The sequence below is a fragment of the Bacillus weihaiensis genome (genome assembly GCF_001889165.1).
Lineage (GTDB): Bacteria > Bacillota > Bacilli > Bacillales > Bacillaceae > Metabacillus > Metabacillus weihaiensis.
In genome coordinates this window covers 4,095,001-4,117,109 of record NZ_CP016020.1, presented here as the reverse complement: position 1 = coordinate 4,117,109, position 22,109 = coordinate 4,095,001, and the positions used below count along the sequence as shown (strand labels likewise).

Below are 22,109 nucleotides of genomic sequence, written 5' to 3'. Positions count from 1 at the left end.
TGAAAATCATGGAAAAAGTAGAAAGAAGGTTAATGGAACCAATTTCTGATTTCGGTATGGAAAAAACCCATCAAATGGTTAATCGTTTCTTTCATCGAATCTCTTCTCGTATACAGCTCTTTCTCTTACATAAAGGTCTGATCTATGCCATTATCGGATTTTTATTAGGACGAGCAATCATTTTATCTGAAGTGCTTCCGTTTGCTTTACCGTTCTTTGCAGCGGTTTTCTTAATGAAGAAGGATAAGGCCTTTCTCTCAGGGGTCTCGCTAATAGGTGGAGGGCTGACTATTTCCTTTGAAGTAGCTTTACTTATTATGCTTTCTATCATTGGCTTTGGTCTTGTGAATCGCATATCATCTGCAATTTTTCGTGACCAAGTCAAGGCTCTTCCGTTTACCGTCTTACTAAGTGTTGCGTTAACGAGAATTGGGTTTACCTATATGATGAAATCTTCTTTGACATTATATGATTATATGATGGCGGGAGTAGAAGCGGGGTTATCTTTTATTTTGACCCTTATATTTCTCCAAAGCATTCCACTAATTTCTGCAAGAAAGTACAAGCAATCCTTGAAGATTGAGGAAATTATTTGCATCATGATTTTACTAGCTTCTGTTATGACAGGACTTGTGGGTGTATCGTACCAGACCCTTCAATTAGAGCATATTTTTTCTCGTTATGTTGTATTGTTATTTGCCTTTATTGGTGGCTCAAGTATTGGATGTACGGTTGGTGTTGTAACGGGTCTTATTCTTAGCTTGGCAAATGTCGGTAATTTATATCAGATGAGTCTACTAGCGTTTTCTGGATTATTAGGGGGGTTGTTAAGGGAAGGACAGAAGCTTGGTACGGCAATTGGACTACTAGTTGGATCTGTACTTATTTCCCTATATGGACAAGGGACAGCCGATTTAATGACAACTCTAGTAGAATCCATGATTGCCATTGTCTTATTTCTTTTAACACCAAAGGTAATTACAGGAAAATTAGCGAAGCATATTCCAGGAACGAATGAGCATGCACAAGAACAGCAACAATATGTTCGGAAAATTCGTGATGTCACTGCGAATCGTGTAGAACAGTTCTCTCAAGTTTTTCATGCTCTATCTGAAAGCTTTGCTACCTTCTATGAGAAGGATGAGAATAATGAAGAGCAGCGAGAAACCGATTTGTTTTTAAGTAGTATTACGGAAAGTACATGTCAGCATTGTTTTAAAAAAGAAAAGTGCTGGGTGGAGAACTTTGATAAAACATATGAGTTGATGCAGAACATTATGCATGAAAATAAACAAAATACGTACAAGCACAATATGAAGCTGAAAAAAGATTTTGAACGCCATTGTTCAAAGTCTGGAAAGGTAGAGGAAGCGATTGAGCAGGAAATTAACTACTTCCAAGCAAATCAAAAATTAAAACGTGAAGTTCAGGAAAGTAGAAGATTGGTAGCAGAACAGCTTTTAGGCGTATCCAACGTAATGGATGATCTATCAAAGGAAATAAAACGTGAAAGAGAAAATCATTTTGTTCAAGAAGAACAAATCTTAGATGCCTTGCAAAACTTCGGTATTGAAATTGTGAATGTTGATATTTTCAGTTTAGAGCAAGGGAATGTTGATATAGAGATGAGTATTCCTTTTTGTAATGGTCATGGGGAATGTGAAAAAATCATTGCACCCATGTTATCTGACATTCTGAATGAATCTGTCATTGTGAAAAATGAAGAGTGCTCTCATTATCCAAATGGTTACTGCCACGTATCGTTTGGTTCAGCTAAGAAGTACAGAATTGAAACAGGTGTGGCACATGCAGCAAAAGGTGGAGGGTTAGTATCAGGTGATAGCTATTCAATGATTGAATTAGGTCTTGGGAAATATGCTGTGGCCATCAGTGATGGAATGGGGAACGGTGTGAGAGCGCATTTCGAAAGTAATGAAACCATTAAACTTTTACAAAAAATTCTTCAGTCTGGTATAGAAGAAAAGGTGGCTATTAAGACAATTAATTCAATTCTATCTTTGCGAACAACAGATGAAATTTTCTCAACCTTAGATTTAGCTATAGTTGATCTCCAGGATGGGAATAGCAAATTTTTAAAAATTGGATCAACCCCTAGCTTTGTGAAACGCGGAGAAAAAATCATCAAAATCCAGGCTAGTAATTTGCCGATGGGAATTATTGATGATTTTGATGTAGACGTTGTGGGGGAGAAGCTAAAGGCGGGTGACCTCCTAATCATGATGAGTGATGGAATATTTGAAGGGCCAAAGCACGTTGAAAACTATGATCTATGGATGAAACGTAAAATAAGTGAAATGAAGACAGAGGATCCTCAGGAAATAGCTGATTTAATTATGGAGGAGGTTATCCGTACAAGGTCTGGCAAGATTGAAGACGATATGACTGTCGTTGTGTCTGCGATAGAGCATAACACACCTAAATGGGCGACAATTCCTGTTTCAAAGAAAATAGGATAAAGTAATTTCTGGGGAAATTTGTAGCCTATTATCCTTAAAATCTTATTCTTTTTATAGTATAAAAGAAGTCCCTTTTGGAGAGTATGGTAATAGTCATTTTCATGTATACCTTTCAAAGTCGAGTAGAGGGTACTCCCTCTAGACTTAAGTTTAAAGGGAATAATATGGAGATCTGTTATCTCTATAGGAGGGAAAGTATGGAGAAGGGTAACTTAAAACAGATTTTATTACTTACTGATGGATACTCAAATCAAGGGGAAGATCCTATTGCAATGGCAGCATTGGCGCAAGAGCAAGGGATTACTGTAAATGTAATAGGTATTATGGAAGAGAACGTAATTGACCAAGAATCTATGAGAGAAATTGAAGGGATTGCGATGTCTGGAGGTGGTGTGCATCAAATTGTATATGCCCATCAGCTATCGCAAACGGTTCAACATGTAACGAGAAAAGCCATGACACAAACAATTCAAGGGGTAGTGAATAAAGAATTACAACAAATTCTTGGGAAAAGCACTTCTTTAGAGGAATTACCTCCAGAAAAACGAGGAGAGGTAATGGAAGTTGTGGATGAGCTTGGAGAAACGGTAAGTGTTGAGATTCTTATCCTAGTTGATACAAGTGCTAGTATGAAACCGAAGCTTCCAACTGTGAAAGAGTCTCTTTTAGATCTTTCGATAACATTAAACTCAAGAATGGGTAAAAATCTCTTCTCTGTCTCAGTATTTCCTGGGAAAAAGGAAGAAGTGGAGAGGGTCCTTGATTGGACTCCAAAACTTGAATCATTGTCTTCTATTTTTCCTAAGCTATCGACAGGAGGCATTACGCCAACTGGACCTGCAATCAGAGAAGCAATTAAGCAATTTAAAAAGAAACGCTCTTTAAAGAATTTATTAAGAAGTGAAGAAGAGTACTATGATGAATCAGGCATGTAATTTTTCACCCGGTACAAAGATTCTAGGAAAGTGGAATGGAAACTCTTATACAATTATTAAGCTTCTTGGACAAGGGGCAACAGGTAATGTTTTCTTGGCGGATTCTAGGCAAGGAAAAGTAGCGGTTAAGCTTAGTGAAAACAGTATGGCGATTACGTCAGAAACAAATGTGCTGAAGCATTTCTCAAAGGTCCAAGGTCATTCACTTGGGCCTTCTTTGTTAGATGTAGATGATGTTAAAGTAGGGTCACAAAAGCTTCTTTCCTTTTATGTAATGGAGTATATTGAGGGTCACAATCTCCTTCAATTCGTAAATGAAAGAGGAATCGAATGGACAGATGTTTTGGTCTTACAGCTTTTGACAAACTTAGATAGTTTACATAAGGAAGGCTGGGTATTTGGTGATTTAAAGCCGGATAATTTGATTATTTCAGGTCCCCCACCAAAAATAAGATGTATCGATGTCGGTGGGACCACTCAACAAGGCAGGTCCATTAAAGAGTTTACAGAGTTTTTTGATCGCGGATACTGGGGAATGGGGACAAGAAAAGCAGAGCCATCGTATGATTTATTTGCTGTTGCAATGATTATGGTCAATGCAGCATATCCGAAACGGTTTTCTAAAAGAAGTGACGTTGATGGAAAAGAGCAGCTTCTTTCCCTTTTTGATCAACATTCATATTTGCGAAAACATAAAGACGTTTTAAAACAGGCTATATTGGGGAATTACAAAAGTGCTCTGGATATGAAATCGGATTTCATTAAGCTATTGTCTGAGGGAACGAAGCAAAATCAATCTCAAACACGTTCTTCTTCTAAAACCTACCGAACTCATATCCCCCAAAAAACGAGCAAAAAGCAACAATCACAATCTTTAAGGAAAAGGGCAAAATCTACTCAAACAAGAAGCCAAGTCGTGATAAAAAAGAAACGAAGAAAATCTTCAGGCTTTTTAGAAACCTTGATTATTCTCATTAGTGTGTTTGTTATCTACTCCTTGTACGTTTATCACATCCTCTTATAATCGTGTAGAAAACAAAGAGATTGTCATTTATTAGAAATTATTTGTTTATAATGTGAACGACGTCTTCTTTTTTTGTGGTTTGTCGTTAATTAATGGTAGGATAGAGATGTACCATTACATTATCCAAAGAGGGGAAATTTCTTGAAGGATGCGTATACCCTTATTGAGAAAAAATGCTTAATTAAAGAAGGAGCTACGGTTGTTGTTGGAGTTTCAGGTGGACCTGATTCTTTGGCTCTTCTTCATTTTTTACATCATTATAAAAAAAAATGGAGAGTAAATCTTGTAGCAGCTCATCTTGACCATATGTTTAGAGGAGAGCAATCAAAGGAAGAAATGGACTTTGTGATGAACTATTGTGCTGCAAACTCAATTACATGTGTGGCGAAACAGGTAAATGTGAGCAAGTATGCAGTAGAGAAGAATCTTAGTCCCCAAGTAGCAGCTCGTGAATGCCGGTACACATTTTATAAGAATGTGATGGATGAACATCACGCTACCTATTTAGCGTTAGGTCATCATGCAGATGATCAGATTGAAACAATCTTAATGAGGCTTGTTAGAGGAGCTTCAGGCGAATCCTTAGCAGGCATGAAAGTATCTCGTCCTTTTCATCGTGGGTATCTGATTAGACCCTTCTTAAAGCAAACGAAGGATCAAATCGTAACCTACTGTCATGAACATGGTTTACTACCTAGGCATGATCCAAGTAACGAGAAAACAGATTATACAAGAAATCGCTTTAGAAAATTTGTTTTACCTTTTTTGAAAGCGGAAAATCCATTAGTTCATGAAAGATTTCACTATTTTAGTGAAACCTTTTTAGAGGACGAATCGTATTTACAGGTATTAACTGAGCAACATATGAATACAGTAATCAAAAGAAATGAAAAGTCGGGTATGGAGATTGATATCAAGAGCTTCTTAAACCTACCTTTGCCTTTACAAAGAAGAGGGATTAAACTAATATTAAACTATCTATATAAATATATTCCATCTTCCCTTTCTTCAATACATATAGAGAGCTTACAGACCTTGCTCTCACAAGAACATCCTTCGGGAGAACTTGACTTTCCAAATGGTCTAAAGGTGATAAAATCATATAACATATGTATGTTTACTTTTGAGCATAGTCAAACGGAAAGCTATCAACTTGAGTTGGAAATCCCATCGAGGCTCGTACTTCCTAATGGCTTTACTATCACTTCTAGTCTATTGACAGATCAACCTTTTGATTTAAAGGGAAATGATGTGTTCTTAATGAGATATGAAGCGATAAATGAGCCTCTTATTGTTCGAACAAGAGAACAGGGAGATAAAATGAAGTTGAAGGGCATGAACGGAAGAAAAAAGGTAAAAGATATATTTATTGATGCGAAAATATCCTTACATAGCCGACATTCATGGCCGATTGTAGAAGATGGGAATGGAAACATCCTTTGGATACCAGGTCTAAAAAAATCTGTTTTTGAGGATGAGTGGGATCAAAAGGGTGAATTTGTATTATTACAATTAAGGAGCTTAGATCTTCTAGGGGGCGCACATTCATGAGACAAGATATTCAAGAAGTATTAATTTCGTCTGAACAGATTCAAGAAAAAGTGAAAGAGTTAGGGAAAGAATTAACAGAGGAATATAAAGATCGTTTTCCTCTTGCTATTGGTGTACTAAAAGGTGCAATGCCATTTATGGGAGACCTTCTTAAAAACATCGATACATATTTAGAAATGGACTTTATGGATGTTTCTAGCTATGGTACATCTACAGTTTCTTCTGGAGAAGTTAAAATCATTAAGGATTTAGATACTTCCGTTGAGGGTAGAGATATCTTAATTATTGAAGATATCATTGATAGTGGTTTAACACTTAGCTATTTAGTGAAATTATTCCGTTATCGTAAAGCAAAATCCATTAAAATTGTTACACTTTTAGATAAACCAACGGGTAGAAAAGCAGATATCGAGGCAGATTACGTAGGATTTGAAGTTCCAGATGCATTTGTTGTTGGATACGGTCTTGATTATATTGAAAAATACCGTAACCTTCCGTATATCGGCGTTCTAAAACCAGAAGTTTATCAAAAGTAATGTATTTAGCTAATTTGTTGTATTACCATGATTTTCTATGATACTATTTTAACCAGTCGCGTTTACTGTGGGAGGAGGTAAGGAATGAATCGGATCTTCCGTAATACCATATTTTATTTACTTATATTTTTAGTCATCATTGGGGTAGTTAGCTTTTTTACAGGTGCTAACCCGAAGACAGAGCAAATTACTTACAATAAGTTCATTTCTGAATTAGATAATGGGAATGTAACGGAAATGACTGTTCAACCTGTTCGTGGTGTATTCGAAGTTAGAGGTAAATTAAAGGATTATACTGAAGATGAAACCTTTTTAACATATATACCAACTGAACAAGGATTGGATCGCGTTGACCAAGCAGCAGGTGATATTAAAGAATTAGATGTTGCTCCTGCTGAGGAAACTAGTGGATGGGTGACGTTTTTCACCTCAATCATTCCATTTGTTATCATCTTTATCTTATTCTTCTTCTTACTTAACCAAGCTCAAGGCGGTGGTAGCCGTGTAATGAACTTCGGTAAAAGTAAAGCAAAGCTTTATAGTGAGGAAAAGAAAAAAGTGAAGTTTAAAGATGTAGCAGGTGCTGATGAAGAAAAACAAGAGCTTGTAGAGGTTGTTGAATTCTTAAAAGACCCACGCAAATTCGCAGAGTTAGGTGCAAGAATACCGAAGGGTGTCTTGTTAAATGGACCTCCGGGAACAGGTAAAACTTTATTAGCGAGAGCTGTTGCTGGTGAAGCAGGTGTACCGTTCTTCTCTATTAGTGGTTCTGATTTCGTAGAGATGTTTGTTGGTGTCGGTGCGTCACGTGTTCGTGATTTATTCGAAAACGCGAAGAAAAATGCACCTTGTATCATTTTCATTGATGAAATTGATGCAGTAGGTCGTCAACGTGGAGCTGGTTTAGGTGGAGGTCACGATGAGCGTGAACAAACATTAAACCAATTACTCGTTGAAATGGATGGTTTCGGAGCAAATGAAGGAATTATTATCATTGCTGCGACAAATAGACCAGACATTCTTGATCCAGCATTATTACGTCCGGGACGATTTGATAGACAAATTACGGTTGACCGACCAGACGTAACAGGTCGTGAGGCGGTACTAAAAGTACATGCTCGTAACAAGCCTTTAGATGAATCTGTTGATTTAAAAGCGATTGCCGCTAGAACTCCTGGATTCTCAGGTGCAGATTTAGAAAACTTATTAAATGAAGCAGCTCTTGTAGCGGCTCGACAAGATAAAAAGAAAATTGATAACTCTGACCTTGATGAAGCAACAGACCGTGTTATTGCAGGTCCTGCGAAGAAAAGTCGTGTTATTTCTAAGAAAGAACGTAACATTGTTGCCTATCATGAAGCAGGTCATACAATTATAGGTACTGTTCTTGATGAGGCAGACATGGTACATAAAGTAACAATTGTCCCTCGTGGTCAAGCTGGTGGATATGCAGTTATGCTTCCTAAGGAAGACCGTTACTTTATGACAAAACCAGAATTGCTTGATAAAATTACAGGTCTGCTTGGTGGGCGTGTAGCGGAGGAAATTGTCTTCGGTGAAGTAAGTACTGGAGCGCATAATGACTTCCAACGAGCAACAGGAATCGCAAGAAAAATGGTTACTGAATACGGTATGAGTGAGAAGCTTGGACCACTTCAATTCGGTCAAGCTCAAGGCGGTCAAGTGTTCTTAGGGCGTGACATTCATAACGAGCAGAACTACAGTGACGCGATTGCTCATGAAATTGATATGGAAATTCAACGATTCATCAAGGAAAGCTATGAGAGAGCTCGTCAAATTCTAACTGAAAATCGTGAAAAGTTAGAACTAGTTGCCCAAACATTATTAGATGTGGAAACGTTAGATGCTGCTCAGATTAAGAGCCTTGTTGAAGAGGGGAAACTTCCGGAACGTCCAGTCGTTGTTGAGAGCAAGACAGCTAGCGATGACAAGACAGACGATGTGAAAGTAAATATTCAAACGAAAAAAGAAGAGGAAGATCCATCTGCCTCTGATAAAGAATAGTTTCATAAGCTAACTAGTAGCTTGGAAAAAAGACCAATGACATTACAAATCGTCATTGGTCTTTTTGTTCGTCCTTAGGGAACGTCACATACATCGATTGAGGAAACTTTTCGCAAAAATCAAGCCCAAAGATTGTTCAAGGTACTTGTGTCTAGGTCAAGGCCTTGAATGCTGGTAGGAATGAAACTTTGTGATAAAATAGATAAGTATGGAAAGAGACATATAACAGACAATAATAAAGTGGTGATCATGTTGATTCTTGTATTGGATGTAGGGAATACGAATACTGTTCTAGGTGTATATCAAAAAGATGAATTGAAACATCATTGGCGAATAGAGACAAGTAGAAATAAAACGGAAGATGAATTCGGAATGATAATTAAAAATTTGTTTGAGCACGTAAACTTATCGTTTCAACAAATAGAGGGAATTATTATCTCTTCAGTCGTTCCTCCTATTATGTTTCCACTCGAAAGAATGTGTGTGAAATATTTTAACATCAAGCCGTTAGTAGTGGGACCAGGAATTAAAACGGGTCTAAATATTAAATATGAAAATCCACGTGAAGTGGGTGCAGATCGTATTGTGAATGCTGTTGCTGGTATTCAAGATTATGGAAGTCCTCTTATTATCGTTGATTTTGGTACGGCAACTACATATTGTTATGTGAATGAGGATAAACAATATATGGGCGGAGCAATTGCACCAGGGATAAATATCTCCACGGAAGCCTTGTATTCAAGAGCTGCGAAGCTACCAAGAATTGAAATTACAAGACCTGATAATGTAATTGGTAAAAATACAGTAAGTGCTATGCAAGCAGGAATATTATACGGTTATGTTGGTCAGGTTGAGGGAATTGTCCAAAGAATGAAAGAACAATCTAAACAACCACCTAAAGTAATTGCAACAGGAGGCTTAGCAAAACTTATAGCAAGCGAATCTGGATGTATTGATATTGTTGATCCTTTTTTAACTCTTAGAGGATTGCAGCTTATTTATAAAAGAAATACTACAATGTAAGATAACAGACTAATGGAGGTTTGCATCATGGATTATTTAGTAAAAGCATTGGCCTTTGATAACAAGGTCCGTGCGTATGCAGCAAAAACAACAGATACGGTCGGGGAAGCTCAGAAAAGGCATCAAACATGGCCAACAGCTTCTGCAGCGTTAGGTCGCTCAATGACAGCAGGCGTTATATTAGGGTCGATGTTAAAGGGAGATGCGAAGCTAACTGTTAAAGTTGAGGGTGGTGGTCCAATCGGGGCTATTCTTGTTGACAGTAATGCTAAAGGGGAAGTGAGAGGCTATGTGACGAATCCTCAAACTCATTTTGACTTAAATGATAAAGGGAAATTAGATGTTGCTAGAGCAGTAGGTACTGATGGTAACCTAACAATTGTGAAGGATATAGGGATGAAAGACCATTTTTCCGGACAGGTTCCAATTGTGTCTGGTGAATTAGGAGAAGATTTTACTTATTATTTAGTAACATCAGAACAGGTGCCATCATCGGTGGGTGTAGGTGTACTTGTTAATCCGGATAACACGATATTGGCAGCAGGTGGCTTTATCATTCAATTACTGCCTGGAACAGATGATGAAACAATTGCTACAATTGAAGAACGTTTAAATACGATAGAACCTATTTCAAAGCTCATTCAAAGAGGGTTATCTCCTGAAGAAATTCTAAACGAGGTTTTAGGAGAAGGGAATGTAAGAATCCTTGAGAAACAACCTGTAGCCTTTAAGTGTCAATGTTCAAAGGAACGTATTGAAAATGCAATTATTAGCTTAGGCAAAGGGGAAATCCAAGCGATGATTGAAGAGGAAGGACAAGCTGAAGCTCAATGTCATTTCTGTAATGAACAATACGTTCTTTCAAGAGAAGACTTAGAGAATTTACTTCAAGAAGCTAAATAAAAATGGGGCTACCGGGAGTTGGAGGAAATGAAAAGTAAATCACTTTGGAGTATTATCATAGGTTTAATTATCATAAATTGTGTAACGGTAGGATACTTTGTTCTACAAGAGCCTGCTACTATTCCTGTTTCAGCAGACGACCAACAAAATGAAATTATTGCTACTATTGGTGACCAAACGATTACTAGACAAGAATGGCTAGCAGAACTTGAACAGCGTTTTGGAAGAGATACTTTAAAAGAACTAGTCAATATTGAAGTTGTTGAAGAGTTAGCGAAAAAACACAATATACAAGTTTCTGAAGACACGATTCAACGTGAACTTGCAGTTTACAAATCGATGTACAATTCTTTAGATGAAGAGCATTTTGGAGATGAAGGTAATTGGGAGAAGCAAATACGTTATAGTATTCTTTTAGAGGAGCTATTAACTAAAGATGTATCGGTTTCTGAAGAAGAAATGAAGAAGTTTTATGATAACAATGCTGATCTTTATAATATTGAAACCTCCTACCATCTCTCACATATTGTCGTAAAGACAGAGGATGAAGCTAAAGTCATTGAAGAAGAATTAAAAGGCGGTTCGAGCTTTGAAGCATTAGCCTTAGAAACTTCCATTGATGAGTTTACGGCAAATCAGGGTGGAGATATCGGATTTATTTCGACCCAAAATGAATATGTACCTGCTGCTTATTTGAAAGTGGCTCCTACTCTTAAAGAGGGTGAGTGGAGTGAACCTATAAAGGTTGATGCAGGATATGCTGTTATTCTTCTACATGAAACGTTAGAAGGAAAAAGCTACAGCTATGATGATGTTAAAGGGCAAATTCGAAGACAAATTGCCTTAGAGCAGATGGAAGGATCGGTTAGTGTAGAGCCTCTATGGGAGGAAATTGGGGTCACTTGGTTCTATGAAGGCGAATAAAATTTAAGTTTAATATAGGTAAAAAGTTTTGACAATTAAGAAAAGAATTGCTATATTACTTATAAATCCAATAAATTTACTCGGGATAGAGGGGGAATTGTAATGGCACGTGTAGCAAATTCAATTCATGAATTAATCGGTGAAACACCAATTGTTAAGCTAAATAGACTTGTAGATGACCAAAGTGCAGATGTTTATCTAAAGCTTGAGTTCATGAATCCTGGTAGTAGTGTAAAAGACCGTATTGGTTTAGCGATGATTGAAGCAGCTGAGAAAAAGGGAGATTTAAAAGAAGGCGCCACAATTATTGAACCAACAAGTGGAAACACTGGTATAGGGCTAGCAATGGTTGCTGCTGCTAAAGGTCTTAAAGCAATCTTAGTTATGCCTGACACAATGAGTATGGAGCGTAGAAATCTATTACGTGCATACGGTGCTGAGCTTGTTTTAACTCCTGGTGCTGAAGGTATGGGAGGAGCTATCCGTAAAGCAGAAGAACTTGCAAAAGAACACGGATACTTCATGCCTCAACAATTCAAGAATGAAGCAAATCCTGAAATTCATCGTTTAACGACTGGGAAGGAAATTGTAGAGCAGATGGGCGACCAGCTTGATGCTTTTATTTCTGGAATCGGAACGGGAGGCACAATAACAGGTGCTGGTTCTGTCTTAAAGGAGCAGTATCCTTCTATAAAAATCTTTGCAGTTGAGCCAACTGACTCACCGGTTTTATCTGGTGGGAAACCGGGACCACATAAAATTCAGGGGATCGGCGCAGGATTTGTTCCTGATATCTTAAATACGAACGTATACGATGAAGTCATTACAGTTAAGAATGAGGAAGCCTTTGAAACATCTAGAAGGGCTGCTCGTGAAGAAGGTGTTCTTGGTGGAATTTCATCAGGCGCAGCTATTTTTGCGGCATTAAAGGTAGCAAAAGAGCTAGGAAAAGGAAAAAAAGTCTTAGCTATAATCCCAAGTAACGGAGAGCGTTACTTAAGTACTCCACTATATCAATTTGATTAATTAATCACATAAGGTTACATGAGCTAATTCGTTAGGTTTTACCGACTAGACGAGTTGGAGAATAGAAGAAGATGAATACCACAATAGAGTGAGTATCCATCTTCTTTTTATTTGGAGCAGATAAAGACTATAGTTGTTTTTTGTTATAGGTATTCAGAAGTTAAATTCCATTGGAAAAAACGAAATTTATATGATATCTTCTTTACAATTATGTAAAATAGACGTAAGAGTTTTTTAAGGAGAGATTTCGTATGCATCAAAGAAGGACTTCTTTAAGTGTAAATTTTGATTATCAAGCTGATGAATTCTTTGCTAAGTACAAGGAACTGACTTGGGATAAAGAAAAACATGCATTTTTAGAAAGTGGACGCGGTGGAAGGTATAGTATTGCGGGTATAACACCAATTGCAACTGTAAGAGGAAAAGGAAATCATCTCATTATTTCAGATGAAGATGGCCAAGTAGAGCTGGAGGGTAAGCTGCTTGATTTATTTCAAGAATGGTTTAAAAAATACCAAACCGTTTCTAATCCAGACTTACCGGATTTTCAGGGTGGAGCAATTGGTTTTTTCAGCTATGACTGTGTTAGGCATTTTGAGAAAATGCCATCAATAGCAGAAGATGATCTGAAAACGCCAGATCTTTATTTCTTACTATTTGATGATGTTGCTATTTATGATCATAAGACCTCCAAGCTATGGTTAATCACACATTACTATGACGAGTATGGAATGAAAGCAGCGCAGCAGAAGCTTGAAAATCTGAAAGTGAGTTGGACAACACCTCATCTACACTCAGATAAATGGTCATATGAGCAGAGAAAAGGTGTAAAAGAACCTATTTCATTCTCGAAAGCTGGTTTTACCGATGCAGTTGAGAGAATTAAGCACTATATCTCCCAAGGTGATGTTTTTCAGGTGAATCTATCCATTAGGCAGCATTTTGAGCTCGAAGTTCATCCGATTGAAATTTACGAAGCTATTAGGAAGTTAAATCCTTCTCCTTATATGGCATATATGCATGATCCGGAGTTTCAAATTGTGAGTGGCTCACCAGAACTTCTAGTGAAAAAGCAAGGGCGAGCTGTAAGTACCCGTCCCATTGCTGGTACTAGATCAAGGGGACTGGATGAAGAAGAAGATGCAAAGCTTGCAAACGAATTGATCGAAAACGAGAAAGAAAGAGCGGAGCATGTCATGCTAGTAGATCTTGAACGTAATGATTTAGGTCGTGTATGTGAATATGGGTCTGTTCATGTGAATGAATTCATGGTGATTGAAAAATACTCACATGTCATGCACATTGTGTCAAACGTCCAAGGGACTTTAAGAAACGATGCGAATTTTTCTGATGTTATCAAAGCAACCTTCCCTGGTGGTACAATAACAGGAGCGCCAAAGGTTCGAACAATGGAAATTATTGAAGAGCTTGAACCGACAAGAAGAGGTATATATACTGGTTCAATAGGTTGGATAGGCTTTGATGAAAATATGGAGCTGAACATTGTGATCCGTACTTTATACGCTAAAGATGGATATGGATATGTTCAGTCTGGAGCAGGAATCGTCATAGATTCTAATCCGGAATTTGAATATAAAGAATCATTAAAGAAAGCAAGAGCAATGGTGAAGGCCATTGAGATGAGTAAAGCAGAGAAAATATTAGGTTGAGGTGAGTATAGTGATAGTAATGATTGATAATTATGATTCATTTACGTTTAATTTAGTGCAGTACCTAGGGGAATTAGGGGAAGAGCTTGTTGTAAAGAGAAATGACGAAATTACACTTGAAGAGATAGAGGAGCTTAATCCACAATTCTTGATGGTTTCGCCAGGTCCATGTAGTCCAAATGAAGCAGGAATTAGTATGGCTGCAATTGAATACTTTGCTGGGAAGATCCCGATCTTTGGTGTTTGTTTAGGGCATCAGTCAATCGCTCAAGTCTTTGGCGGGGATGTGGTTCGTGCTGAGCGTCTTATGCACGGAAAAACCTCTCAGATGCATCACAATGGAGAAACAATCTTTAAAGGGATGGATAATCCGTTTACGGCAACTCGGTACCACTCACTTATCGTGAAAAATGAGACCTTGCCAGACTGCTTAGAAGTTACAGCTTGGACGGACGACAATGAAATTATGGCGCTTCGCCATAAAACGTTGCCAATTGAAGGTGTTCAATTTCACCCAGAATCAATTATGACAACCTTCGGAAAAGACTTACTAAAAAACTTTATTAATCACTATCGGTTAGTAGAAGAAAAGAAATAATTATGATTATCTTTATGAATTCAGAGTTTATAAAAGACACAGAAGCCACGATTTCTCCATTTGATCATGGCTTTCTTTATGGATTAGGTGCCTTTGAGACGTTCAGAATGTATAATGGTTTTCCTTTTTTATTAAACGACCACTTAAAAAGACTTCAAGCAGCCCTGTTCCAACTAGGGATATCGTATAAAATAAATAGGGAAGAGATCTTCCATATGCTTCAAAAATTAGTGGACCTTAATCATTTACAGGGTGAAGATGTAACAGTCCGTCTGAATATCTCAGCAGGTAACGGTGAGGTGGGGAAGCTTGCCCAAACCTATCAAACGCCCAATATTCTTTGTTTTTTAAGAGGAGCTCCTTCTGTAGCTGAACCAATAGAAAAGGATGCAAGAATTCTTCAGACTCCGAGAAATACACCTGAGGGTCCTTACCGAATAAAGTCTCATCACTACTTAAATAACATTATTGGAAAAAGGGAAATTCAGAACACTCCAGAAGCCGAAGGATTTTTTCTTACAGAGAAGGGGTTTTTGGCAGAGGGTGTTGTCTCAAATATCTTTTGGGTGAAGGACAATAGGGTCTATACACCTGCTTTGGAAACAGGCATTCTAAATGGCATTACAAGACAATTTGTCATAAAATGCTTAAGAGTGATGGGAGTGGCTGTAGAAGAAGGTTTGTATAATCCAGAAGATCTTTTAGGAGCGTCAGAAGTTTTTATTACGAATTCCTCACAAGAAATTGTATCCATAAAGAAAGTGGATGACAGGTTGTTTCAAGGTAATGATGGTATAATTGTTAAAAAGTTAACGGAGTTATATAGGCAAAATCGAAAGAAACTACTAAGTATAGAAGAGCTGTAAAGGGCTGAGGATGAATGGGTATAGTAACGAATAAACGGCAAATTAAAGCAGGTAAATACTCGTTAAATATTAATGAAAAAACATTCATTATGGGTATTTTAAATATAACACCAGACTCTTTTTCTGATGGTGGAAGCTACGTTGATATCAACAAAGCCCTACACCATGCAAAGGAAATGATTGAAAACGGAGCTGACATTATTGATATTGGTGGGGAATCCACACGCCCAGGAGCTAAGCAGGTTTCCATGGAGGAGGAATTAGAGCGTGTTCTTCCTGTTATATCCATGCTGGCTAATGAGATCGATATCCCAATTTCAATTGACACATATAAAGCAGAGGTTGCAAAACAAGCGATAGAGGCTGGTGCTTCTATCATCAACGATGTATGGGGAGCAAAGGCTGATCCTGATATGGCTTCTGTAGCGGCGAAATACGATGTCCCGATTATCCTCATGCATAATCGTGATGATCGACATTATGAGCAATTAATACCGGATATGATGGTTGATTTAATGGAGTCTGTTACCATTGCAAAAAATGCAGGTGTTAAGGATGATAAAATCATTTTAGATCCGGGAATTGGTTTTGCGAAAACAATGGATGATAATTTAGAAGTGATGAGAAGCTTGGATGCATTTGTACAACTTGGTTATCCTGTGTTACTTGGAACATCGAGGAAATCCTTCATAGGGCACATTCTTGATCTTCCGCCTACCGAGCGTGTAGAGGGGACGGGTGCTACTGTTTGTTTAGGAATAGAAAAGGGATGTCATATTATCCGAATACATGATGTGTTAGAGATGGCGAGAATGGCCAAGATGATGGATGCGATGCTTGGGAAAGGAATGAGTAATCATCGATAAAATCTATGTAAATGGAATGGAATTCTACGGTTACCATGGAGTTTACCAAGAGGAGAATAAACTTGGTCAGAGATTTAGGGTTGACTTAATAGTTGAATTAGATTTGAAGAGTGCAGGAGAAAATGACGATTTAAATCAAACAGTTAATTATGCGTCTTTATATAATTGTTGCAAGGAAATTGTGGAAGGGAAGCCACTCAACTTAGTTGAAGCAGTTGCAGAAAGAATCTCTCAAAGAATATTATCAGATTTTCCACTTATCCAAAATTGTACAGTTAAAATGATAAAGCCTGATCCTCCGATCCCTGGTCATTATAAAAATGTAGCGGTAGAGATAAGAAGGGGTAGAGTATGACGAACATAGCTTTTATAGCTTTAGGATCTAATATGGGTGATCGAGAAGAATATTTAATGAGTGCAATTGGATACATTCATCAGCTTAAAGGTACGGTTGTAGAAAAAATTTCCTCTATTTATGAAACGGACCCGGTTGGCTACACTGAACAAGATCAGTTTTTAAACATGGTCATTCAAATAAGTACTGATTTAACAGCATTTATGCTATTAGGGGAGCTTCAAACAATAGAAGAAACATTAAATAGAAAAAGAGTGGTAAAATGGGGACCCCGAACTTTAGACCTTGACATTTTGCTATTTAATCATGAAAATATTGAAACAGAACAACTAATTGTTCCTCACCCGAGAATGCATGAAAGGGCATTTGTGCTAATACCGTTAGCAGAACTACAAAATGATCTTTGCATTCCTACTATAGAAAAACCAATTTATGCGATCATAGAACAACTACATGATAAAGAAGGAGTACGGATATGGAAGCAGAAAAGTGGGGTAGACGTATTCGCGCTTTTAGGAAATTAAAAGGCTTTACGCAGGAAAGTTTTGCGAAGGATCTTGGGATATCCGTTTCGGTTTTAGGAGAAATAGAAAGAGGTAATCGCGAACCTAATCAGCAATTTATTGAAGAAGTAGCAAAGGCTCTTAATGTCTCTGTAGAAGAGCTTACACCAAGATAAACTAAAAAGGGGAGGAGGTTGATTCGTCGTGTTTAAAATCGGTGATATTGAATTGAAGAATCGCGTTGTACTTGCGCCTATGGCTGGGGTATGTAATGCTGCATTCCGTTTGACAGTCAAGGAATTTGGTGCTGGCTTAGTATGTGCGGAAATGGTTAGTGATAAAGCAATCTTACTTAATAATGCAAGAACGATGGGAATGCTTTATATTGATGAGCGAGAGAAGCCACTGAGTCTACAAATCTTTGGTGGTGAAAAAGATACGTTAGTGGAAGCTGCTAGATTTGTTGATAAAAATACAACAGCTGATATTATTGATATTAACATGGGTTGTCCGGTTCCTAAAATTACAAAGTGTGATGCAGGTGCTAAATGGCTATTAGATCCTAATAAGATATATGATATGGTTTCTGCTGTAGTGGAAGCTGTTGATAAACCAGTAACTGTTAAAATGCGTATGGGCTGGGATGATGAGCACATTTTTGCTGTGCAAAATGCTCAAGCTGTAGAACGTGCTGGAGGAAAGGCTGTTGCTCTCCATGGTCGTACACGTGTACAAATGTATGAAGGTACGGCTAATTGGGATATCATTAAAGAAGTAAAGGAATCTGTTAACATTCCTGTCATTGGTAATGGTGATGTAACAACTCCACAAGAAGCAAAACGTATGTTAGATGAAACAGGTGTAGATGGTGTTATGATTGGACGAGCAGCATTAGGTAATCCGTGGATGATTTATCGTACTGTAAACTACTTAGAGACCGGTGAATTAATGGGTGAACCAGATGTGCGTGAGAAAATGGAAGTATGTAAGCTTCATTTAGATCGCTTAATCGACTTAAAGACTGAAAAGGTTGCTGTGCGCGAAATGAGAAAGCATGCTGCATGGTATCTGAAAGGTATTAGAGGGAATGCGAAGGTTAGAAATGAAGTGAATCTAATGAATACAAGGGACGAGTTTGTTCACCTGATAGACGAATTTGTTTTAGAAATGGAAGCAAAGCAAGTGAATGATAGTCAAGTTGGATAAGATGGGGGATACTGCTAGATACTTTTGCAGTATTCCTCCTACCCTATCAGATAGGGTAGGATAAATTAAGATTCGCTAGCTATTTTGTGGTAAACATAGGCTTTAGATAATAATGGGAAGCGATTGGAGTGTTAATTGTGAGTCAAGAAGAGATGAATCAAGAGGAATTAAGCGATCAACTGAAGGTAAGAAGAGAGAAATTACATAACTTACGTGACAAAGGTCTAGATCCATTCGGTAAACGTTTTGAAAGAACACATCAAACCGAAGAGATCATTGTTGCTTATGAAAACCTTGAAAAAGAAGAGCTAGAAGCAAAAGAAATAGAAGTGACAATAGCTGGACGTATTATGACAAAGCGAGGAAAAGGAAAAGCGGGATTCGCTCATATCCAAGACCTTTCTGGCCAAATACAAATTTATGTACGTAAAGATGCTGTAGGGGACGAAGCATATGAGGTTTTCAACACAGCTGATTTAGGTGATATTGTAGGCGTAACAGGAGTTGTCTTTAAAACAAAAGTTGGGGAGTTATCAATTAAAGTAACTTCTTTTGATTTGTTAACAAAATCTTTACGTCCATTACCGGATAAATTTCACGGTCTAAAAGACATCGAACAACGCTATCGTCAAAGATATGTTGATTTAATTATGAGTCCTGACAGTAAAAAAACGTTTATAATGCGTAGTAAAATCATTCAAGCGATGAGACGTTATTTAGATGACCAAGGATACCTAGAGGTTGAAACGCCAACTATGCATTCTATTCCTGGTGGAGCTTCTGCACGTCCATTCATCACCCATCATAATGCGTTAGATATGCCGCTTTATATGCGTATTGCCATTGAGCTTCACTTAAAGCGTCTAATTGTTGGTGGTTTAGAAAAAGTATACGAAATTGGACGCGTATTTAGAAATGAAGGGATTTCTACACGTCACAACCCAGAATTCACAATGATTGAACTTTATGAAGCATATGCTGACTACCAAGATATCATGACATTAACTGAAAATGTAATTGCTCACATTGCAAAAGAAGTTCTTGGGTCGACAACTGTTCAATACGGTGAGTACGAAGTGAATCTTGAGCCTAAATGGACAAGACTTCATATGGTTGATGCGATTAAAGAATATACAGGTGCTGATTTTTGGAAGGAAATGAGCGTTGAAGAAGCTCGCGAATTAGCTAAGGAGCACAATGTAGAGATTAACGAACATATGCAATATGGACACATTGTGAATGAATTCTTTGAACAGAAAGTGGAAGAGAAGTTAATTCAACCAACATTCATTTATGGTCATCCAGTTGAGATATCACCATTAGCTAAGAAGAATGATGATGATTCACGTTTTACTGATCGATTCGAGTTATTCATTGTTGCCCGTGAACATGCAAATGCATTCACAGAGTTAAATGATCCTATTGATCAAAAAGAACGTTTTGAAGGACAATTAAAAGAGCGTGAACAAGGAAATGATGAAGCCCATATGATGGATGAGGATTTTATCGAAGCTTTAGAGTACGGTATGCCTCCTACAGGTGGTTTAGGTATTGGGATCGACCGTTTAGTTATGCTATTAACTAACTCTCCATCTATTCGTGATGTACTGCTCTTCCCTCAAATGAGACATAAATAAATATAATGAGCTTGATTTCTTTCTATATAGAAGGGAATCAAGCTTTTTCTTTGCTTATATACCTACAAAGCGCAGTTCCTGATGAAGGGGAAGCAATCGCATTTAAAAAAGATAGTTCCCTGAATATATATTCCTTGAGTTTCTATATAAGTATTATAGATAACCTTATAGCTTACTACTTAAGAGCAATCGACAATTGTAAATAGTTAGATCAACTTAATCCAATAGTTTGGTTAGACAATTAAAAAGAAATCATATTTTTTAAGAAAAAAGCTTGCGTTAATAAAAACTAGATGTTATATTAGAATACGTTGCTGAGAGACAAGCAACAACAACTTAAAAAAATAACAAAAAAGATGTTGACAAAAACACATTGAATTTGTTATTATAATAAAGTTGTTTCAAACAAAAATGATCTTTGAAAACTAAACAAAACCAAGCGTATCAAACGTTGATTTTAAAAATCAACAAAACGTACTATATAGTACAAAAAACATGAGCAAGTCAAACTACTTTATTGGAGAGTTTGATCCTGGCTCAGGACGAACGCTGGCGGCGTGCCTAATACATGCAAGTCGAGCGAATTGATGGGAGCTTGCTCCCTGATATTAGCGGCGGACGGGTGAGTAACACGTGGGTAACCTGCCTGTAAGATTGGGATAACTCCGGGAAACCGGAGCTAATACCGGATAACATTTCGAACCGCATGGTTCGAAATTGAAAGATGGCTTCTAGCTATCACTTACAGATGGACCCGCGGCGCATTAGCTAGTTGGTGAGGTAACGGCTCACCAAGGCAACGATGCGTAGCCGACCTGAGAGGGTGATCGGCCACACTGGGACTGAGACACGGCCCAGACTCCTACGGGAGGCAGCAGTAGGGAATCTTCCGCAATGGACGAAAGTCTGACGGAGCAACGCCGCGTGAACGATGAAGGCCTTCGGGTCGTAAAGTTCTGTTGTTAGGGAAGAACAAGTACTAGAGTAACTGCTAGTACCTTGACGGTACCTAACCAGAAAGCCACGGCTAACTACGTGCCAGCAGCCGCGGTAATACGTAGGTGGCAAGCGTTGTCCGGAATTATTGGGCGTAAAGCGCGCGCAGGTGGTTTCTTAAGTCTGATGTGAAAGCCCACGGCTCAACCGTGGAGGGTCATTGGAAACTGGGGAACTTGAGTGCAGAAGAGGAAAGTGGAATTCCAAGTGTAGCGGTGAAATGCGTAGAGATTTGGAGGAACACCAGTGGCGAAGGCGACTTTCTGGTCTGTAACTGACACTGAGGCGCGAAAGCGTGGGGAGCGAACAGGATTAGATACCCTGGTAGTCCACGCCGTAAACGATGAGTGCTAAGTGTTAGAGGGTTTCCGCCCTTTAGTGCTGCAGCAAACGCATTAAGCACTCCGCCTGGGGAGTACGGTCGCAAGACTGAAACTCAAAGGAATTGACGGGGGCCCGCACAAGCGGTGGAGCATGTGGTTTAATTCGAAGCAACGCGAAGAACCTTACCAGGTCTTGACATCCTTCGCTACTTCTAGAGATAGAAGGTTCCCCTTCGGGGGACGAAGTGACAGGTGGTGCATGGTTGTCGTCAGCTCGTGTCGTGAGATGTTGGGTTAAGTCCCGCAACGAGCGCAACCCTTGATCTTAGTTGCCAGCATTCAGTTGGGCACTCTAAGATGACTGCCGGTGACAAACCGGAGGAAGGTGGGGATGACGTCAAATCATCATGCCCCTTATGACCTGGGCTACACACGTGCTACAATGGATGGTACAAAGGGCTGCGAGACTGCGAAGTTAAGCGAATCCCATAAAACCATTCTCAGTTCGGATTGCAGGCTGCAACTCGCCTGCATGAAGCTGGAATCGCTAGTAATCGCGGATCAGCATGCCGCGGTGAATACGTTCCCGGGCCTTGTACACACCGCCCGTCACACCACGAGAGTTTGTAACACCCGAAGTCGGTGGGGTAACCGTAAGGAGCCAG

19 protein-coding genes and 1 rRNA gene (1 of these 20 running past the window's edge) are annotated in these 22,109 nt (G+C 38.5%); all 20 read left to right on the top strand.

The genetic code is table 11. The annotated features are described in order from the left end of the window. Positions 1-8 precede the first annotated feature (8 nt). Positions 9-2,477 carry a stage II sporulation protein E gene (gene spoIIE / locus A9C19_RS19945; protein WP_072581507.1) on the top strand — a complete coding sequence of 823 codons (2,469 nt, stop codon included), beginning with the start codon at positions 9-11 and terminating at the stop codon, positions 2,475-2,477. Between the two features lie 197 nt (positions 2,478-2,674). Then, on the top strand, positions 2,675-3,412 hold the full coding sequence (locus A9C19_RS19940; RefSeq protein WP_072581506.1) for a VWA domain-containing protein: 738 nt from the start codon (positions 2,675-2,677) through the stop codon (positions 3,410-3,412). Then, the gene (locus A9C19_RS19935; protein ID WP_072581505.1) at positions 3,393-4,436 is read left to right on the top strand and encodes a protein kinase domain-containing protein; all 1,044 of its coding nucleotides are present in this window, start codon (positions 3,393-3,395) and stop codon (positions 4,434-4,436) included. Before A9C19_RS19940 ends, A9C19_RS19935 begins: the two co-directional genes overlap by 20 nt. A gap of 141 nt (positions 4,437-4,577) precedes the next feature. Continuing rightward, positions 4,578-5,987, top strand: coding sequence for a tRNA lysidine(34) synthetase TilS (gene tilS / locus A9C19_RS19930; protein WP_072581504.1), 1,410 nt, complete (start codon positions 4,578-4,580; stop codon positions 5,985-5,987). Continuing rightward, the gene (gene hpt / locus A9C19_RS19925; RefSeq protein ID WP_072581503.1) at positions 5,984-6,523 is read left to right on the top strand and encodes a hypoxanthine phosphoribosyltransferase; all 540 of its coding nucleotides are present in this window, start codon (positions 5,984-5,986) and stop codon (positions 6,521-6,523) included. Before tilS ends, hpt begins: the two co-directional genes overlap by 4 nt. A gap of 84 nt (positions 6,524-6,607) precedes the next feature. Next, positions 6,608-8,548 (top strand): ATP-dependent zinc metalloprotease FtsH, encoded by a 1,941-nt coding sequence (gene ftsH, locus A9C19_RS19920; protein WP_072581502.1) that lies wholly within the window; start codon positions 6,608-6,610, stop codon positions 8,546-8,548. A gap of 252 nt (positions 8,549-8,800) precedes the next feature. Further along, complete coding sequence (locus A9C19_RS19915; RefSeq protein WP_072581963.1) at positions 8,801-9,571, top strand: type III pantothenate kinase; 771 nt, start codon at positions 8,801-8,803, stop codon at positions 9,569-9,571. Positions 9,572-9,598: 27 nt separating this feature from the next. Next, a complete protein-coding gene (gene hslO / locus A9C19_RS19910) occupies positions 9,599-10,474 on the top strand; it encodes an Hsp33 family molecular chaperone HslO (protein WP_199445799.1) in 876 nt (291 codons plus the stop codon). 27 nt (positions 10,475-10,501) lie between these two features. Next, positions 10,502-11,398, top strand: coding sequence for a peptidyl-prolyl cis-trans isomerase (locus A9C19_RS19905; RefSeq protein WP_072581501.1), 897 nt, complete (start codon positions 10,502-10,504; stop codon positions 11,396-11,398). Positions 11,399-11,500: 102 nt separating this feature from the next. Beyond that, positions 11,501-12,424, top strand: coding sequence for a cysteine synthase A (gene cysK, locus A9C19_RS19900; RefSeq protein WP_072581500.1), 924 nt, complete (start codon positions 11,501-11,503; stop codon positions 12,422-12,424). 251 nt (positions 12,425-12,675) lie between these two features. Further along, complete coding sequence (locus A9C19_RS19895; RefSeq protein WP_072581499.1) at positions 12,676-14,094, top strand: anthranilate synthase component I family protein; 1,419 nt, start codon at positions 12,676-12,678, stop codon at positions 14,092-14,094. Between the two features lie 10 nt (positions 14,095-14,104). Then, positions 14,105-14,692 (top strand): aminodeoxychorismate/anthranilate synthase component II, encoded by a 588-nt coding sequence (gene pabA / locus A9C19_RS19890; protein ID WP_072581498.1) that lies wholly within the window; start codon positions 14,105-14,107, stop codon positions 14,690-14,692. A 2-nt stretch (positions 14,693-14,694) separates the two neighbouring features. Next, entirely contained in the window at positions 14,695-15,558 is an 864-nt protein-coding gene (gene pabC / locus A9C19_RS19885) for an aminodeoxychorismate lyase (protein WP_072581497.1), read from the top strand. 14 nt (positions 15,559-15,572) lie between these two features. Next, the gene (gene folP, locus A9C19_RS19880; RefSeq protein WP_072581496.1) at positions 15,573-16,424 is read left to right on the top strand and encodes a dihydropteroate synthase; all 852 of its coding nucleotides are present in this window, start codon (positions 15,573-15,575) and stop codon (positions 16,422-16,424) included. Further along, entirely contained in the window at positions 16,417-16,779 is a 363-nt protein-coding gene (folB, locus tag A9C19_RS19875) for a dihydroneopterin aldolase (protein ID WP_072581495.1), read from the top strand. Before folP ends, folB begins: the two co-directional genes overlap by 8 nt. Further along, entirely contained in the window at positions 16,776-17,303 is a 528-nt protein-coding gene (gene folK / locus A9C19_RS19870) for a 2-amino-4-hydroxy-6-hydroxymethyldihydropteridine diphosphokinase (RefSeq protein WP_072581494.1), read from the top strand. Before folB ends, folK begins: the two co-directional genes overlap by 4 nt. Next, positions 17,255-17,458: a helix-turn-helix domain-containing protein gene (locus A9C19_RS19865; protein WP_072581493.1), complete on the top strand. Its 204-nt coding sequence runs from the start codon at positions 17,255-17,257 to the stop codon at positions 17,456-17,458. Before folK ends, A9C19_RS19865 begins: the two co-directional genes overlap by 49 nt. Positions 17,459-17,486: 28 nt before the next feature. After that, on the top strand, positions 17,487-18,488 hold the full coding sequence (gene dusB, locus A9C19_RS19860) for a tRNA dihydrouridine synthase DusB (RefSeq protein ID WP_072581492.1): 1,002 nt from the start codon (positions 17,487-17,489) through the stop codon (positions 18,486-18,488). 137 nt (positions 18,489-18,625) lie between these two features. Continuing rightward, entirely contained in the window at positions 18,626-20,125 is a 1,500-nt protein-coding gene (lysS, locus tag A9C19_RS19855) for a lysine--tRNA ligase (protein ID WP_145925820.1), read from the top strand. Positions 20,126-20,639: 514 nt separating this feature from the next. Further along, positions 20,640-22,109 (top strand): 16S ribosomal RNA (locus A9C19_RS19850); it runs 81 nt beyond the window's last position.

Excerpts from the sequence above, each read along its gene's own strand:
- A9C19_RS19895 (WP_072581499.1), top strand. The coding sequence starts at position 12,676 with ATGCATCAAAGAAGGACTTCTTTAAGTGTAAATTTTGATTATCAAGCT.
- folP (WP_072581496.1), top strand. The coding sequence starts at position 15,573 with ATGGGTATAGTAACGAATAAACGGCAAATTAAAGCAGGTAAATACTCG.
- hslO (WP_199445799.1), top strand. The coding sequence starts at position 9,599 with ATGGATTATTTAGTAAAAGCATTGGCCTTTGATAACAAGGTCCGTGCG.
- folK (WP_072581494.1), top strand. The coding sequence starts at position 16,776 with ATGACGAACATAGCTTTTATAGCTTTAGGATCTAATATGGGTGATCGA.
- A9C19_RS19940 (WP_072581506.1), top strand. The coding sequence starts at position 2,675 with ATGGAGAAGGGTAACTTAAAACAGATTTTATTACTTACTGATGGATAC.
- cysK (WP_072581500.1), top strand. The coding sequence starts at position 11,501 with ATGGCACGTGTAGCAAATTCAATTCATGAATTAATCGGTGAAACACCA.
- A9C19_RS19865 (WP_072581493.1), top strand. The coding sequence starts at position 17,255 with ATGGAAGCAGAAAAGTGGGGTAGACGTATTCGCGCTTTTAGGAAATTA.
- spoIIE (WP_072581507.1), top strand. The coding sequence starts at position 9 with ATGGAAAAAGTAGAAAGAAGGTTAATGGAACCAATTTCTGATTTCGGT.
- ftsH (WP_072581502.1), top strand. The coding sequence starts at position 6,608 with ATGAATCGGATCTTCCGTAATACCATATTTTATTTACTTATATTTTTA.
- pabC (WP_072581497.1), top strand. The coding sequence starts at position 14,695 with ATGATTATCTTTATGAATTCAGAGTTTATAAAAGACACAGAAGCCACG.
- A9C19_RS19935 (WP_072581505.1), top strand. The coding sequence starts at position 3,393 with ATGATGAATCAGGCATGTAATTTTTCACCCGGTACAAAGATTCTAGGA.
- A9C19_RS19905 (WP_072581501.1), top strand. The coding sequence starts at position 10,502 with ATGAAAAGTAAATCACTTTGGAGTATTATCATAGGTTTAATTATCATA.
- hpt (WP_072581503.1), top strand. The coding sequence starts at position 5,984 with ATGAGACAAGATATTCAAGAAGTATTAATTTCGTCTGAACAGATTCAA.